A 14865-nucleotide genomic window follows, 5' to 3' on the forward strand; every position below is an offset into this window, starting at 1 on the left:
GAAGCGACGCTCTTCGGCGGCTGCTCTCCCCCAAAAACGTTTCGACACCGCCCGAAATCACCGAAGACCGAGGACGTCAGGAACCGACCGATTCTCAGCATCTCTGCCGAAGCACATCAAAACACAACGACTCCGTTCCGGCGGAAGAGTCCCGCCGAGTCCGCACCAGCTCGCCCTGCCCGCGCAGACTTTCCCCCGGCGCAGGAATAGCCGTTGCGGACGTCACGGCATGGTCTCCGCCCCACAGGCTCGCCGCAACGCAGAGGGCATCCCCCGCTCGCGGGACGGACGCCACGTTGTCCACTGCGTCTTCATCATGCCCCTGGGCATCCCGGGGCCGAAGCCCCCTCCCCGCCCGAACAACCGTCTTGTGCTCCCAACCTCTCACAGCGGCAAGCCGATAGGCACGCGCCCTTTCGCTCCCTGGGCACTTCGACGAGACGCCGTGGAGCGCAGCACGCGGCCCCGCTGTTACTCCCGCCGTCACTGTTCCGCCCTTTCGTTCCGGCGTCGCTCCGAAATTTACGGTCGGTCGAAACGGCGCAGCCCCGGCTATGCCGAAAGTCCGTCGAGACGAAGCGGCCTCTGGCGACAGAGAACGCGCCCCTCTTCGGACAACAAAAAAGCCCCCTCGGGCTGAGGGGGCTTCATATTCACATCGCTGTGAAGGGAACTTACTTGATTTCGACGGTAGCGCCGGCTTCGGTGAGTTCCTTCTTGGCGGCTTCGGCGTCTTCCTTGGAGACAGCTTCCTTCAGGGTGGAAGGAGCGCCGTCAACCTTTTCCTTGGCTTCCTTGAGGCCGAGGCCGGTCAGAGCGCGGACAACCTTGATGACGCCGATCTTGTTGGCGCCGACTTCCTTCAGGATAACGTCGAATTCGGTCTTTTCTTCTTCAGCAGGAGCAGCGGCAGCGGGAGCGGCGGCCACGGCAACGGCGGGAGCGGCGGCGGAAACGCCGAACTTTTCTTCGAGTTCCTTGATGAATTCAGCCAGTTCGAGCACGGTCATGTTGGAGATGAACTCAACAACCTGTTCCTTGGTGATATCGGCCATGGTAATGACTCCTTAAAAAAATTCTTTGACTTTGATGGTTTGGGGCGAAATGGCAGCCAAAGGCGCGAGTTACGCGGCCTTCTTCTCTTCGATAGCCTTGAGGGCGTACAGAAGAGGACGAACCATATTGGCCATGAGAGACACAAAATTGGTGGGCACGGCGTTCATGGTCGCCAGGGCCTGAGCAAGCAGCTGTTCCTTGGAAGGCAGCTTGGCGAGATCGGCCACCTGAGCGGGGGTCAGAGCCTTGCCGTCGAGGCTGGCCTGACGGATCTCGAGCTTGTTGTTGGTCTTGGCGAAGTCCGTGAGAGCCTTGGCCACACCGACCGGATCATTGAATCCAAGGGCAATGGCACAGTTATCCTTCAGCGAAGAAGAGATGGAGCTGTGTTCGGTGTCTGCTAAAGCGATGCGGGCAAGAGTGTTCTTGACGACGTGATATTCGCCGCCAGCGGCGCGCAGCGCCACACGGAGCCCGGTCAGCTCTTCCACCGACATACCCTTGAAGTCGGTCACAACCGCAAACGAAGCACGAGAGGTAACGTCTTTGACCTGCTCGATGATTACGGCTTTTTCAGACCTGTTCTTCACGTGATGCTCCTCACGATTGGGTGTTTTGTCTTGTGGAATGCCGAGCCAAAGAATCTGTCTGAGCAGGATATTAAGGCTTGCGCCTCCTGCCGTCTTCGACCCGAAATTCCTTCCCTAGCCTAAATATTGGAAAGGCGGAAGGCATCCCTTGCGGGATGCCTCTCACTTAGCCTTCGATGAACTTCTTGCACTGGGCCATATCGACCTTGAAGCCGGGGCCCATGGTGGTGGAAACGGTCATGGAAAGCATGTACTGGCCCTTGGCGGCGGAAGGCTTCAGACGAACAACCGCGTCGAGCAGAGCCTTGAGGTTGCCGAGGATCTTTTCAGGTCCGAAGGAAACCTTGCCGAGGGGGGCATGCAGCACGCCGGCCTTGTCAACCTTGAAGTCCACGCGACCGGCCTTCAGTTCCTGAACGGCCTTGGCAACGTCGAAGGTGACGGTGCCGGTCTTGGCGTTGGGCATCAGGCCGCGGGGGCCGAGCACACGACCGACCTGGCCCACGAGAGCCATGACGTCGGGAGCGGCGACGGCGGCGTCGAATTCCAGCCAGCCGCCCTTGATCTGGGCGACGAGGTCTTCAGCGCCGACCACGTCGGCACCGGCGGCGCGGGCTTCAGCCTGCTTGTCGCCCTTGCAGAACACGGCCACGCGAACGGTCTTGCCGAGGCCGTGGGGAAGGGAAACAGCACCGCGGACCATCTGGTCGGAGTACTTGGGGTCGACGCCCAGGCGAAGGGCCACGTCAACCGTTTCATCAAATTTGGCGAAGGAAGCGCCAAGGGACTTGGCAACCGCGTCCTCCACGGAAAAACGCTGGGTCAGATCAACGCCTTCCAGCGAATTGCGATATTTTTTTCCATGCGTAGGCATGATGGTATTCCTTTCTTTGCGCTTGTCGTCTCGAATCTCCTGCCGACCAAAGCCGGCAGTACGGCCGAATCCAACGAAATAGGCGCGGCGCGATGAACGCGCCCACATATCACACGTACGGACGCCGTCTTGCCGCCTGAACGTTATTACTTAACGTCCAGTCCCATGCTGCGCGCGGTGCCCATGATATTGCGCACGGCGCCTTCGAGATCCTTGCAGTTCAGGTCGGGCATCTTCAGCTTGGCGATTTCCTCAACCTGAGCCATGGTGACGGAACCAACCTTGGTACGGTTGGGCTCGCCGGATCCCTTTTCAACCTTGGCGGCCTTCATCAGCAGAACGGGAGCCGGAGGCGTCTTGGTAATGAAGGTGAAGGAGCGGTCGGCATACACCGTGATGATCACGGGGATGATCATGCCCTTCTGATCCTGAGTACGAGCATTGAATTCCTTGCAGAACCCCATGATGTTCACGCCGTGCTGGCCCAGAGCGGGACCAACGGGCGGAGAGGGGTTGGCAGCACCAGCAGGAATCTGCAGTTTGATCTTGGCAACTTCTTTCTTGGCCATTGTCGTTAATCCTTATTTTGCGGTCTCAGGCACAGGCCTGACTGCTGTCGATGAAACAATCCAGAGCAGAAATATCTCGGTGAAGGGCTCAGCCCTTGGTCACCTGGATGAAATCGAGTTCCACCGGCGTCTGGCGGCCGAAAATGGACACGGACACTTTGAGCTTGCCCTTGTCGTAATTGACCTCTTCCACCACGCCGTTGAAACCGCCGAAGGGGCCATCAATGACCCGGACCTCGTCGCCGCGGTCGAAATTGAACTTGGGACGGGGCTGTTCCTGACGGGTTTCCATCAACGAAAGAATGCGTTCCGCTTCACCAGGACCCATAGGTGCAGGACGATTTTTCCCTCCCACAAAGCCGGTGACTTTGGGGATATTCTGAACCAGATGCCAGGAAAGGTCGGTCATCGTCATGCGGACCATGACGTATCCGGGATAGAATTTTCTGGTGGTAGTGCGCTTCTGACCGCCCTTGCCGAGTTCGATGACTCGTTCGGTGGGCACGACCACATCGTGGATGCAGCCGTTGTCTTGGCCGGTGCGCATCAGTTCCCGGATCATCTGCTCGACTCTCTGTTCAAAACCGGAGTAAGTGTGCAGGATGTACCAGTGACCGGCATCCTGAGCGGCGGCAGATTCAGAATGGACAGGGATTTCGGTGATGCTTTCTTGCTCAGCCATTGTATTTTACCCTTGCGGATGTGGAGAAAAGTGTGAACGGAATCATCCTCTTAGGCAAGGATCAGACGAACCACACTGGAAAGGATGAGATCCACCACTCCGAGAAGGATGGCCATGACGGCAACAAAGCCGAGCACCACCATGCTGGTGGTACGGGTTTCTTTCCAGTTGGGCCAGCTGACCTTGCGCAGCTCAACGCGAGACAGGAGAAGATAATCCCTGAATGCAGCAAAGCGCGCCATCAGTCCGCGATCTTCGCCAGCGGACTGGCCAGACTTGCTGGAGGCAGTGGCGGGAGCCGCTTTTGCCTGGGAATTCGCTTCCGCGGCGTCACTCTGTTTTTTGCTCATGTTAGCCTCAAAACTGAAAAGACAAAAGAAATGGCAGGCCAGGAGGGATTCGAACCCCCAACATGCGGTTTTGGAGACCGCCGCTCTGCCGTTGGAGCTACTGGCCTGCGCTATGAAGCACTACTTCGCTTCGCGATGAGTCGTATGTTTCTTGTCCCAGGGGCAGTACTTCATGACTTCAAGACGACCGGTAGTGTTCTTCTTGTTCTTAACCGTGGCGTAGTTGCGGCGCTTGCATTCCGTGCAAGCGAGCAGGATGTTCACGCGCATGGTATTACTCCAGGATTTCAGTCACCACGCCGGAACCGACGGTGTGGCCGCCTTCGCGGATAGCGAAGCGTTCACCGGGAGCCATGGCGATGGGATGGATGAGTTCAACGTTGAAGGTGGCGTTGTCGCCGGGCATGACCATTTCCACGCCTTCAGCCAGCTTGATGACGCCGGTGATGTCGGTGGTGCGGAAATAGAACTGAGGACGGTAGCCGGAGAAGAAGGGAGTGTGGCGGCCGCCTTCGTCCTTGCTCAGAACGTACACTTCAGACTTGAACTTGGTGTGAGGGGTGATGGACTTGGGAGCGGCGAGAACCTGGCCGCGTTCCACGTCTTCACGCTTGATGCCGCGGAGCAGAGCACCGATGTTGTCACCGGCCTGGCCCTGATCGAGCAGCTTGCGGAACATTTCAACGCCGGTCACAGTGGTGGTCTGGGTGGGACGGATGCCCACGATTTCCACGGTGTCGCCGACCTTCACGATGCCGCGTTCCACACGACCGGTCACCACGGTGCCGCGGCCGGAGATGGAGAACACGTCTTCGATAGGCATAAGGAAGGGCTTATCGGTTTCGCGAACGGGATCGGGAATGTAGGTGTCGCAGGCGTCGAGCAGATCGAGAATGCACTTGGCTTCAGGAGCCTGCCAGTCGTCGCAGTTCAGAGCGTTCAGAGCGGAGCCGCGGATAACCGGCACGTCGTCGCCCGGGAAGCCGTTGGCGCTCAGAAGTTCGCGCATTTCCATTTCGACGAGGTCCAGCAGTTCGGGATCGTCGACCTGGTCGCACTTGTTCATGAACACGATGATGTAGGGCACGCCGACCTGACGGGCGAGCAGGATGTGCTCACGGGTCTGGGGCATGGGACCGTCGGTGGCGGCGACCACGATGATGGCGCCGTCCATCTGAGCGGCACCGGTGATCATGTTCTTGATGTAGTCGGCGTGGCCGGGGCAGTCAACGTGAGCGTAGTGACGCTTGTCGGTCTCGTACTCAACGTGAGCGGTAGAAATGGTGATGCCGCGTTCCTTTTCTTCGGGGGCCTTGTCGATGTCATCGTAAGCGATGAACTTGCCCTGGCCCTTGAGGCCGGCGATCTTGGTGATGGCGGCAGTCAGAGTGGTCTTGCCATGGTCGATGTGACCGATGGTGCCAATGTTGACATGCGGCTTAGAGCGATCAAATTTTTCCTTGCCCATGATGGTCTCCCTAAATGGTTACTTGCAGTTGTGGTGCCCTGTTTGAGCAGCGGACGCCGTCCTGCCCTCTTAAAATCAGAGAGCAGCCCTAAAACACGGACTCATGACGCGCCAGAGAAAAAGGGGGAGCAACAAGAAACAAAGTGGCAGGTGGAGCGGGAAACGAGATTCGAACTCGCAACCCTCAGCTTGGAAGGCTGATGCTCTAGCCGTTGAGCTATTCCCGCCTGTGTGCCGTAGTCCCCTGACAGCGCGCACTGCCTCCTACAGCTATACCAGCGTAAAGCTGGTGGTGGGGGGTGGATTCGAACCACCGAAGTCTTACGACGACAGATTTACAGTCTGTTCCCTTTGGCCACTCGGGAACCCCACCACGCTATACAAAAACGCTTTCGCGTTCTTGCCGCAACCGGAAGAAGGAGCGTGACCTTCACCGGCCACCCGAATCGGACGATCCGGGAAATATGGAGTTCATCCTCTTTCGTCACTCCAAAATATGGAGCTGGCGATGGGAATCGAACCCGCAACCTGCTGATTACAAATCAGCTGCTCTGCCAGTTGAGCTACGCCAGCAGCAGGTATGGGAACTTATCCCGAAACATTCTCCTTGGCAAGAAGAATTTTCTTCTTTCGGTCGTTCCCCGCAAACAGCAAAAGACTTGTACCCAAGAGCCGAAGCTTTGTAAAGTCTTTTCTCACGCCTTTTTCAAAAAATTTTCTCCGCAGCGCTCTGTCGGGCCCTCCGGAGCGGAAACATCCCGCTCCGGCCGACGGCCGTTCCCCGCTCAGAAGCGGTAGAGCACGCTGAGGTGTCCGCCCAGACTATCCCGCTCGCCCGCGCTTCCCACAAGCGCAAGATCCAGCGTCAGCGGCCGGGACGAAGGCTCCACAGCGAGCCCCAGCTCAAACACGCCGCTGTCGCCCTCTAGCGACGCGTCGGGAATGGAAAAATCCCGGGCCACGGCGCGGGCCGTGCCGCTGTATTCATGCTCCCAGGCCGCGCCGACGTAGGGCTTCATGCTCTCAAACGCCGTCAGATCAAAGCGCACGCCGAGGCGCAGACGCCGGGAATCCACGTCGTCGAAGTTCACGATTTCCCCGTTCATGTCCGCGCGATCGCCGCCCTGATGCGTCCAGAAGAACTTGCCGTAGGTATCCACGTTCACGACGTCGGCCAGCGACAGCACATGCCCCAGGCCCACATGCGCCCCATAGTACGGCGTGGAAAGATCGTAGTCCGCCGGACGGTCCATGTTGTCCCGAAGATCGTCGCTGTGCCACTGCGTGTCCACGTTGCCGAGGCGTCCCACGCCCTCCGCGTACAGTCCGGCCAGAGGCCCGGTTTCCACGTCGTATCGAAGCAGCACGCCCGCGCCCGTGTACTGACTGTTGCCCCGACCGTTGACGTCGCCGGAAGCAAAACCGTTGAACGTGTCCAGATGCGCCCTGCCGAATTCAAAAAATCCGCCCGCGAGCACGCGTCCGCTCCCGGAACGGAAGCTTCCCGTCAGTCCGGTCATGCCGGAAAAGCCTTCGGTATCCGCTCTGGAACCCGTGTGATGCCGCGCCGCGCCGCCGTACACGGCCGCAAACGGATGCCACTCTTCGTCTTCTTCGCTGTCCGCCGCCTCGCGGGCATGACGCATGCCCGTGTCCGCCGCAAGATCGCCGCCCTGATTGAGCAGTCCCGACGCCGCGGCCCGGGCTTCCGTAAGCGCCGCAATGCGGGGATTCATGCGCATTTCCTCCAGGCGGAGCTGCACCGCCGTGCCCGTGTTCTCAAGCACGCCGTCAAAATAGGCGGCGTAGCCCTGCAGAAGACTCACCAGCCTCCCGGCGGACGCCTGTCCCACGGCTCCTCCGGCGTCGCTGATGAGCGTGAACGTCTCGCCCAGATAGGCACGCCCGCCGGTAATGACGTCGGGAAGCTGCGCCGTCACCGTGGAACCGGCAAAATCGCCTTCCTGCGCATCGGTCACGGTGAGCATGGGCACGTCCACCGGAGCCCCCGGCGCGGGAAGCACGAAGTGCAGATTTTCAAAGCCTGCCGCCCTCGCCACGCTGCCCTGCCAGCTGTCCACAAAAAGCGTGTTGCCGCTTCCGGCCGCCGCCACGGGCGCGCCGCCGATCCAGCCGCCGTAGAGCGCGGCGTCCGCGGAAAGGTCCGCGCCCGTTCCTATAATAACGGAATTGTGCGTCGCCGCGCTTCCCGCCCCCGCATCGCCGCCGTAAATGCTGCCGCCCACCGAAGCGCTGCGCACCAGCACCGTGTTGTAGCTCGCCGAGGAATCTTCCGCCTCAACCAGACCGCCGATCACGTCGCCGGCCACGCTTCCGCCGTCCACCACGGCCACGATGTTGGAATCCGCGCGGCTGCCAGGCGTGGAACCCGTCACCGCGCCGCCGACCGCGTCGCCCTCCACCGTTGCGCCCGAGCCTATGACCACGCGGTTGCCGACAAGCGAGGCCGGAACGCTGCTTTCCGGCGCAAACGCGCCGCTCACGCTGCCCGCCACGGAAGCGTTGAACACGCTCACCGTGTTGTCCGAAGCCTCGGCCGATCCGGAATCACTCTGCACCGACGCGCCCACCACCGTGGACGAGCCCTCGCCTCCGGAGATCGTGACGACGTTGCCTTCGGCCAGCGCCTTTCCCGTGTAGCTGTGAACCTCGCCGCCCACGACGTCGCCGAACATCCCTCCATGTATGGAAATGACGTTGTTTTTCGCCGTTGCATCGCCCTGCGCCACGGCATAGCCGCCGTACATCAGGGCGGCGGATCCGCCGTTGAGGCTCACCGTATTGCCTGCGGCCAGCGACACGCCCTGCGCGGAACTTTCCGCGTAGGCCTCGCCGCCCACGACGAAATTGAGCGCGGCGCTGCCCCCGACGCTCACATGATTGTCCAGCGCCTCCACGGAGCCGCTGCCGCCGGACATTCTGGCATAGCCGCCGAACACCTGCACCCACGGCCCGAAACGAAGCGAACCTTCCAGCGTCACGCTGTTGCCGTCCGCCATCACGCCGCTGGTGTAGCTTCGGGCGTAGCCGCCGTAAATGTTGTCGTTGAAGCCCGTCAGGCCGCCGCTGACCGTCACGCTGTTGTTCATGGCCTCGGCCGAACCGTTGCGGCTCAGGGCCGAACCGCCGTACAGATCCATGGACACCGCGCCGCCGGACACGTTCACCAGGCTGTCGTTCGCCACGGCGTCGCCGCCTTGGGAACGAGTGCCGTACACGTAGGCGTAGGAATCGCCGGAAACAACGGAAGCGCTGCCGCTTCCCGTCAGATCGGCTGCCCGGGCCGGCGTGCCCGCAAGCAGCGCCGCCAGCAGCAATCCTGCCCATGCCGGCCGCAACGCCGGTCTTCCGATGCCCGAAAAACGCTTCCGCCTGAACTGAGTCATGAACATTCCCCCCTGTCGAGTCGATGGCCGCGCCGTTCGACGCCTCCGCCTACGACTATGGAGAAAGGCAGAACTGATTGCCATGATTTATGTTTTCTTCTCAGGCGTGCGAGTTCTCCCGGGAGAGTGCAAAAGAGAACGAGGCAAGACGCCCGTGCCCGCAAAGACGACCGCGGCCCTTTCCCCTGACGGAATGAGTCTCCGACGCCTCTCCCTTCCGGAAAAGGCGCTCAGCCTTTCCGTCAAGAAGAAAACATGCCCCTCAAGCCCCGGCGTGCGCGGAGCGTCAATGCGGACGATGCAAAATTTTTCGCCGTCACCGCAAAAACTGACGTGCCCGGAAAGAGCCGTCATCCGGCGATTTTCAGGCGACCGGCGAATCCGGTCCGCCGAAATTTCCCCTCAAACGCAAAAAAAATTTCTCTGCGGCGTTGACACCTGGAAAATCGTTCCTATTGTAAAGGTATGTTTTTCAGGGACGCATTCCCACGGAAGGCGTTCATGAGAAACAGAATCAATCATCTTCCCGCAAGATGAAGAATGTATCTCCATCCGGGAATAAAAGAACGCGGAACGCTTTTCCGCCATTGATGCATTGATTCTATTTATGGCTGGAGGTTTTTATTATGCTGCCTAGTATTTTTGGTGAAAGACTTTTTGATGAATTTTTCGGCGATCCTTTTATGCCTGCCTTTAATCGTCATGATCCTCTGTTCGGCAAGAACGCAAGAAACCTCATGAAGACTGACGTGCGGGAAACGGAAAACGCCTACGAGCTCGATATTGATCTGCCCGGCTTCAAGAAGGACGAAGTGAAAATTGAACTGGACGGCGGTTACCTCACCATCAGTGCGGCCAAGGGGCTGGACAAGGATGAGGAAAACAAGAAGGGACAGTATCTGCGCCGCGAACGCTACACCGGCGAATGCAGCCGCAGCTTCTACGTCGGCGAAGCCCTTGAACCCAAGGACGTTTCCGCTACCTTTGAAGACGGCATTCTGAAGCTCTCCTTCCCGAAGGCTCCGGAAAAGAAGGAACCCGAAAAGAAGACCATCGCCATTGCCTGACAATCTGACTGATACCCTGACGCCCGTTTTCCTCCTCTGAAAACGGCTTCCTCCGTCAGATATGCGCAAGGCCCCGACAGAAGAAATTCTGTCGGGGCCTTTTGCGTTTAATCGCTGCCGCGTCCGGCGGCTTCCGTTTTTTCAGCGCTCTGCCGACGCTCCGTTCCGCGCTCTGCGCTCGTTCGTACAACAGGCTCCGGCCTATCGCCGTTTTTCGTTCCGCGCCTGCGCGTGTTCATCTGTCGGCGTTTCTGCGCTGCACGTCCGCCTTTGCCGCAAAAACGCCGCTTCTTCCGCGCCGACGCCACACCGCGCCTGCCGGGCAGAGCGCCGTCATTCCTTCGACGCGGTCTCCTCCTTTTTGCCTTCGCCGATGCGCTTCACATCCGCCGCAGCGGAATACACAAGCCGCTTCGCCTCCGGCGAAGATTCCATGAAATTCTTTGTCAGCAGATACAGCGTCTTATAAAGCAGGAAGAACATAAAAAGAGGAATGACGATAGTCGTCAGCACAAAAATACAGAACACATGAAAAAGTCTGTCCGTGGCGTTGTCGGCGTAGTTCAGAATTTCGCCGGCCTTGGCCTGAAGACTTTCAATGTTGATGCTGTGCAGCGCGTTCTTCACCGTATTCAGGATGGATTCAAGCTTTTCCATCGTGCCGGAGAACCATCCGCTGTCGGCATCCTCGTCAACCACGCCGGGCATGTCGGTCTCCACCTCGTCCATGCCGTTGATGGCTCCGGCGGAAGAATCCACCTCGTGCATCTGTTCCGCGTAAATCTCCCCCAGATAGGCCTGTTCCACATAGCTGCCGACCAGCGCGGTGACCGGGAAAAACAGCCAGCAGATCAGCGCCGTGTTGGCAAGGAACACGGCCGCCGAACGACTCCACGCGAAACGCCTTCCCGAAAGGCAGTAGAGCAGCGCAAGCCCCACGGCAAGGGGAAGCATGATCTTGAAGCTGACCCAGGAAATCATGCCTACCAGCAATTTTTCCACAAGCATCAGGCCCATGACGGAAAAAAGCGCCGTGCTGACACGTTCGATGGCGTCGTTCACGGCGGCCAGCATTTCGCCGGGGGCCACGCTCATGCCCAGGCCGAACGGCGTTATCGACACCTCAATGCGCTGCAACGTGGAAACCGTCTTGTCTATGACCTTGGTCAGTACATAGGCCTTGGCGGCCTTGCTCAGCGTTTCTTCGCAGTACTCTTCCGAAATTTTTTCCGCGGCGCCGATGATCGGCAGCCGGGCATTGACGCCGTTGCCCATGTGCACGGGCAGCGCAAGCAGCGCCGCCAGAAGCACGGCAAGCCCCAGCGCGAGCAGAGCTTTCCTGTTCTGCATGAATGAATCCTCCTGTTCCCTTTGGTGTCGCCCGGCCGCAGCAAAGACAAGCGCGCCCGAACGCCCCGGCCACCATAAGACGACAGCCGCACGGCCTCAACCGTTGTCGGACAGGAAAAAGCAGGAACAGGCAAAGCAGAAGAGCTTAAACGAAAAACCCCTTACAGCATGCACCGTAAGGGGTTGTATTCTCTGGTTGCGGGGAAAGGATTTGAACCAATGACCTTCGGGTTATGAGCCCGACGAGCTACCAAGCTGCTCCACCCCGCGTCGTGTTCGCTATATATAGACCGGAGCCCCGAGGCTGTCAACAGTTTTTTTTCGAGAATTTTAAATTTTTTTTAATTATTTTTATCCGTAAATAAGCAATGGCTGACTTCCGGCTTCTTTTATGCTAAACTTTTCACCATCTCACCCATATAACAGGCTAACACTATGAAATTCTGGGAAATTTCCGATTCCTTCTGGGAAGTTGTCAAACCGCTCATCCCGGAAACCGTCCGTGATCCGGAAAAGGTTTATCAGCGCATCGCCGGCGGCGGACGCAAGCCGCTCGACTATCGCAAAGTCTTTTCGGCCATCGTCTATGTGCTGAAAACCGGCACCCAGTGGAAGTCTCTGCCCAAGGAATTCTACGGCAGCCCCAGCTCCATCCACGCCTACTTCAAAAAATGGGAAGCTCAGGGACTGTTCAGCGAGCTCTGGAAGAAAGGCCTTGCAGAATTTGAAGAAATGAAGGGCATTGCCTGGGAATGGACCCTCGACACCACCCGCAGCGCCAAAGCCGCCGCCGGACGCTCCGCCAAGCTCGAAGACGGCTCCGACGCCCCCGAAGAATGCCGCATCTGGAGACCGGTCATCAGCCGCAGAAGCAGGGAACGCGCCAAGGCGCTCTGCGACAAGGCCACCGCATTATTTACGGATACATTCAAATCTTGATTTAAACTATCAACACGTCCTATCGTTTACCGCATGGCTCAGGTCAGCCTGTCTTTTTTTCTCAGCGGCAGCAGGAGTTATGCGATGAACCGTTTCTTCTCCGGCGCTCGTCTTTGCGGAGCGCTCCTTGTTTCTCTCACCCTTCTCTTCCCGGTGTCCCGCGCGCAGGCGGAGGGGTTCGCCATCATGGAAAACAGCGCCCGCGGCATGGCGCTCGCCGGCGGTCTTATCGCCCGCGGCGGCGATCCTTCCACGCTCGCCTACAACCCCGCGGCCATGACGCTCCTCGACGGCACGCAAATGCAGGCCAACCTCGCCGTTTCCCAGTTCTACTGGGGCGTGGACACCAGAACCCTCTCGGGGCAGGATACCGGAAACTACCACAGCGCTCATCAGACCTGGCCCATCCCCTCCTTCTACATCACCCACCAGATCAACGACAATGTCTGGTTCGGTCTGGCTTCCTACACCCGCTTCGGCCTCGGCGTGAAGTATCCTCACAACTGGCCGGGAGGAGCCAACCTCCATAGCGTGCAGCTCATCACCAATTCGCTCAATCCCAGCATCGCCTACAAGTTCAACGATCATCTCTCCATCGCCGCTGGCGTGGAAATGATGAGCGCCTCCATGCAGATGCGCAAAAATCTCGACGTACAGCGCGACGGCCTCGGCGACCTCAACCTGAACGGACACGGCGTTTCCTTCGGCGGCAACGTGGCCCTGCACCTGCGACTCAACGATCAGTGGTCCATGGGGCTCACCTATCGCGCGCCCATGAGCCTCAAGGTCAACGGCAAGACCCGTTACGACACACAGTTCGGCAAGATGTTCTCTCCAGACAGTCCGTACTACAAGCTCCAGAACTCCCGCCTGCGCGGAACCCTGCATCTGCCCGATTCCATCGGCTTCGGCGTGGCCTACAAGCCCACGGAAAATCTGAGCTTTGAAGCCGACGCCGTCTATACGCTCTGGAGCCGTTTCCGCGACTTCAACATCTACATGAAAGACCCGGTCAACATGTGGGAAAATTCCGACAGGCACTGGAGAAACAGCTGGACCCTCGGCATTTCCGGCGAATACAAGCCCGTGGACTGGATGGCTCTGCGCCTCGGCTTCATGTATGAAACCTCGCCCATGAACCTCGGCAACGCCGACTACATGGTTCCTTCCAACGGCCGCAACTACTACACCGCCGGCGTGGGCTTCTTCTACAAGAACTGGACCATCGACCTCGCGTACATGTACATCCACAACCACGTGCTCGACTACACCAATTCCGCTCTCGGCAATCCCTCGAGCGGCGTGGTGCCCGGTCGCACCACCCATCCCCATGCGCACAACTTCGGCATCGGCATAGGCTACAAGTTCTAATTCGCCGCTGCATCATCAGCACGCGCTTTCCCCGAAAACGCGTCCCGCGCCTCATAAACGACAACCCCGGAGAACCATCGTTTCTCCGGGGTTGCTGCTGTTAACTTCAATGGCTGCGGGAGCGACGCCCGCGTTTCTCTCTCGGCGTGAGGCCCGGCGTATGCGAAACACGCGCCTCATACCGGAAAATGCACTCCCGTGCAGGAAGAGCAAGCATTCCGCGCTCTTCTCCGCGCCGGACGCGCTTTTTCTCGCGTCTAGGCCTGGTTGGCCAGCTTTTCGGCAAAGGCCTTGAGCTTTTCGCCGTCGTAGAAGTTGACCATGCGCAGCGGCACGGTAGCCACTTCTCCGATCTCGCCCCCATCCTTTATTTCCAAAAAGAGCAGCACCACGTCCCACGGCGCAAAAAGGCGCGAACCGTCGGGCATGTTCAGCCCTTCGCGCGCCAGCGCAAAGCAGAACGCCGAAAACTTTTCCGCGCCCGTGCGGTACAGGCCCGAAATCATGGCGCAGCGGCCGTCGTATTCCGCATATTTGTCCGCAAAGGAGCGGTACAGCTCTTCCATCTGCTCGTCCGTGTACGGCGGCTTCAGCTCCATGAGCGAATCGCAGTACGGCTGGCAGTAGTCCCGGGCGCAGAACATGTCCGTCCACGGCTCGTTCCCCGTGGGGGAAGAATTCTGCACGAACTTCTCTTCCGCCATGCCGATGAAGGGCCGATAACTGTCCTTCTTGTCAAAAATGCTCTCGGGAAAGGCTTTTATCTCATACCCCTCCCCTTCCTCACGCAGAAAAAGCCTCACCCGCTGCCCCGGCTTGAACGCGTCTTCCACGCCGTCCAGAGCCACGGCCTGCGCCATGAGCGGATACCGGCCCCACAGACTGCGCTGCAAAGGACCGAGCAGAGAGTACGGCCCCACCGATCCATAATACGCGGTAATCTCCTGCACGGAGAATTCTTCGCCTTCCTTTACGTTTTCCCATCCGTTGAACGCCATATCCGCTCCCTGAGTTCCATGTTTCCGGGTTTTGCCCTGTAAACGCGTTCTACAGAAAATTTCCCGGCGAGAAAAGAGCGTGCTCGAACCGCGCGCAGTGCGTCACCGCGCAGACAAAACGTTCCCTCTTTCACCCGCCACGAA

14 protein-coding genes and 5 tRNA genes are annotated in these 14865 nt (G+C 59.0%); 3 read left to right on the plus strand and 16 right to left on the minus strand.

Features of this window, described 5'->3' with window-relative positions; genetic code table 11:
- Positions 1-674: 674 nt before the first annotated feature.
- From rplL to Q0K02_RS00405, 13 genes are all read right to left on the minus strand, one after another.
- A complete protein-coding gene (gene rplL, locus Q0K02_RS00345; RefSeq protein ID WP_294483914.1) occupies positions 675-1055 on the minus strand; it encodes a 50S ribosomal protein L7/L12 in 381 nt (126 codons plus the stop codon).
- 69 nt (positions 1056-1124) lie between these two features.
- Positions 1125-1646: a 50S ribosomal protein L10 gene (gene rplJ, locus Q0K02_RS00350; RefSeq protein WP_294483915.1), complete on the minus strand. Its 522-nt coding sequence runs from the start codon at positions 1644-1646 to the stop codon at positions 1125-1127.
- A 166-nt stretch (positions 1647-1812) separates the two neighbouring features.
- Positions 1813-2520, minus strand: a complete 708-nt coding sequence (rplA, locus tag Q0K02_RS00355; protein ID WP_294483916.1) for a 50S ribosomal protein L1 — start codon at positions 2518-2520, stop codon at positions 1813-1815.
- A 146-nt stretch (positions 2521-2666) separates the two neighbouring features.
- Positions 2667-3089 (minus strand): 50S ribosomal protein L11, encoded by a 423-nt coding sequence (rplK, locus tag Q0K02_RS00360; RefSeq protein WP_294483919.1) that lies wholly within the window; start codon positions 3087-3089, stop codon positions 2667-2669.
- A gap of 88 nt (positions 3090-3177) precedes the next feature.
- The gene (gene nusG / locus Q0K02_RS00365; RefSeq protein ID WP_294483921.1) at positions 3178-3771 is read right to left on the minus strand and encodes a transcription termination/antitermination protein NusG; all 594 of its coding nucleotides are present in this window, start codon (positions 3769-3771) and stop codon (positions 3178-3180) included.
- Between the two features lie 50 nt (positions 3772-3821).
- Positions 3822-4121, minus strand: a complete 300-nt coding sequence (secE, locus tag Q0K02_RS00370) for a preprotein translocase subunit SecE (RefSeq protein WP_294483922.1) — start codon at positions 4119-4121, stop codon at positions 3822-3824.
- Positions 4122-4152: 31 nt separating this feature from the next.
- Positions 4153-4228: transfer RNA gene (locus Q0K02_RS00375), tRNA-Trp, on the minus strand.
- A gap of 13 nt (positions 4229-4241) precedes the next feature.
- The gene (gene rpmG / locus Q0K02_RS00380; RefSeq protein ID WP_178578166.1) at positions 4242-4391 is read right to left on the minus strand and encodes a 50S ribosomal protein L33; all 150 of its coding nucleotides are present in this window, start codon (positions 4389-4391) and stop codon (positions 4242-4244) included.
- Positions 4392-4395: 4 nt separating this feature from the next.
- Complete coding sequence (gene tuf, locus Q0K02_RS00385; protein WP_294483923.1) at positions 4396-5589, minus strand: elongation factor Tu; 1194 nt, start codon at positions 5587-5589, stop codon at positions 4396-4398.
- Between the two features lie 151 nt (positions 5590-5740).
- Positions 5741-5816 (minus strand) — tRNA-Gly (locus tag Q0K02_RS00390).
- Between the two features lie 60 nt (positions 5817-5876).
- Positions 5877-5962, minus strand: a tRNA-Tyr gene (locus Q0K02_RS00395).
- Positions 5963-6086: 124 nt separating this feature from the next.
- Positions 6087-6162: transfer RNA gene (locus Q0K02_RS00400), tRNA-Thr, on the minus strand.
- Between the two features lie 212 nt (positions 6163-6374).
- Positions 6375-8996: an autotransporter outer membrane beta-barrel domain-containing protein gene (locus tag Q0K02_RS00405; RefSeq protein WP_294483925.1), complete on the minus strand. Its 2622-nt coding sequence runs from the start codon at positions 8994-8996 to the stop codon at positions 6375-6377.
- Between the two features lie 737 nt (positions 8997-9733).
- On the opposite strand from Q0K02_RS00405, the gene Q0K02_RS00410 reads away from it, so the two are divergent.
- The gene (locus Q0K02_RS00410; protein ID WP_294483927.1) at positions 9734-10063 is read left to right on the plus strand and encodes an Hsp20/alpha crystallin family protein; all 330 of its coding nucleotides are present in this window, start codon (positions 9734-9736) and stop codon (positions 10061-10063) included.
- 333 nt (positions 10064-10396) lie between these two features.
- On the opposite strand, the gene Q0K02_RS00415 is transcribed toward Q0K02_RS00410, so the two are convergent.
- Complete coding sequence (locus tag Q0K02_RS00415) at positions 10397-11413, minus strand: hypothetical protein (RefSeq protein WP_294483929.1); 1017 nt, start codon at positions 11411-11413, stop codon at positions 10397-10399.
- Positions 11414-11606: 193 nt separating this feature from the next.
- A tRNA-Met gene (locus Q0K02_RS00420) sits at positions 11607-11683 on the minus strand.
- Positions 11684-11848: 165 nt separating this feature from the next.
- On the opposite strand from Q0K02_RS00420, the gene Q0K02_RS00425 reads away from it, so the two are divergent.
- The gene (locus tag Q0K02_RS00425) at positions 11849-12352 is read left to right on the plus strand and encodes a transposase (protein ID WP_294483930.1); all 504 of its coding nucleotides are present in this window, start codon (positions 11849-11851) and stop codon (positions 12350-12352) included.
- Positions 12353-12436: 84 nt separating this feature from the next.
- Positions 12437-13723 carry an outer membrane protein transport protein gene (locus Q0K02_RS00430; RefSeq protein WP_294483931.1) on the plus strand — a complete coding sequence of 429 codons (1287 nt, stop codon included), beginning with the start codon at positions 12437-12439 and terminating at the stop codon, positions 13721-13723.
- Positions 13724-13980: 257 nt separating this feature from the next.
- Here Q0K02_RS00430 and Q0K02_RS00435 read toward each other — a convergent pair whose 3' ends face one another.
- The gene (locus Q0K02_RS00435; protein WP_294483933.1) at positions 13981-14721 is read right to left on the minus strand and encodes a hypothetical protein; all 741 of its coding nucleotides are present in this window, start codon (positions 14719-14721) and stop codon (positions 13981-13983) included.
- Between the last annotated feature and the right edge of the window lie 144 nt (positions 14722-14865).

Origin of the sequence: uncultured Mailhella sp., assembly GCF_944324995.1 — a bacterium.
Classification (GTDB): domain Bacteria; phylum Desulfobacterota; class Desulfovibrionia; order Desulfovibrionales; family Desulfovibrionaceae; genus Mailhella.

Excerpts from the sequence above, each read along its gene's own strand:
- Q0K02_RS00430 (WP_294483931.1), top strand. The coding sequence starts at position 12,437 with ATGAACCGTTTCTTCTCCGGCGCTCGTCTTTGCGGAGCGCTCCTTGTT.
- tuf (WP_294483923.1), bottom strand. The coding sequence starts at position 5,589 with ATGGGCAAGGAAAAATTTGATCGCTCTAAGCCGCATGTCAACATTGGC.
- Q0K02_RS00410 (WP_294483927.1), top strand. The coding sequence starts at position 9,734 with ATGAAGACTGACGTGCGGGAAACGGAAAACGCCTACGAGCTCGATATT.
- nusG (WP_294483921.1), bottom strand. The coding sequence starts at position 3,771 with ATGGCTGAGCAAGAAAGCATCACCGAAATCCCTGTCCATTCTGAATCT.
- rplK (WP_294483919.1), bottom strand. The coding sequence starts at position 3,089 with ATGGCCAAGAAAGAAGTTGCCAAGATCAAACTGCAGATTCCTGCTGGT.
- Q0K02_RS00405 (WP_294483925.1), bottom strand. The coding sequence starts at position 8,996 with ATGACTCAGTTCAGGCGGAAGCGTTTTTCGGGCATCGGAAGACCGGCG.
- rpmG (WP_178578166.1), bottom strand. The coding sequence starts at position 4,391 with ATGCGCGTGAACATCCTGCTCGCTTGCACGGAATGCAAGCGCCGCAAC.
- rplA (WP_294483916.1), bottom strand. The coding sequence starts at position 2,520 with ATGCCTACGCATGGAAAAAAATATCGCAATTCGCTGGAAGGCGTTGAT.
- rplL (WP_294483914.1), bottom strand. The coding sequence starts at position 1,055 with ATGGCCGATATCACCAAGGAACAGGTTGTTGAGTTCATCTCCAACATG.
- Q0K02_RS00435 (WP_294483933.1), bottom strand. The coding sequence starts at position 14,721 with ATGGCGTTCAACGGATGGGAAAACGTAAAGGAAGGCGAAGAATTCTCC.
- Q0K02_RS00425 (WP_294483930.1), top strand. The coding sequence starts at position 11,849 with ATGAAATTCTGGGAAATTTCCGATTCCTTCTGGGAAGTTGTCAAACCG.
- secE (WP_294483922.1), bottom strand. The coding sequence starts at position 4,121 with ATGAGCAAAAAACAGAGTGACGCCGCGGAAGCGAATTCCCAGGCAAAA.
- Q0K02_RS00415 (WP_294483929.1), bottom strand. The coding sequence starts at position 11,413 with ATGCAGAACAGGAAAGCTCTGCTCGCGCTGGGGCTTGCCGTGCTTCTG.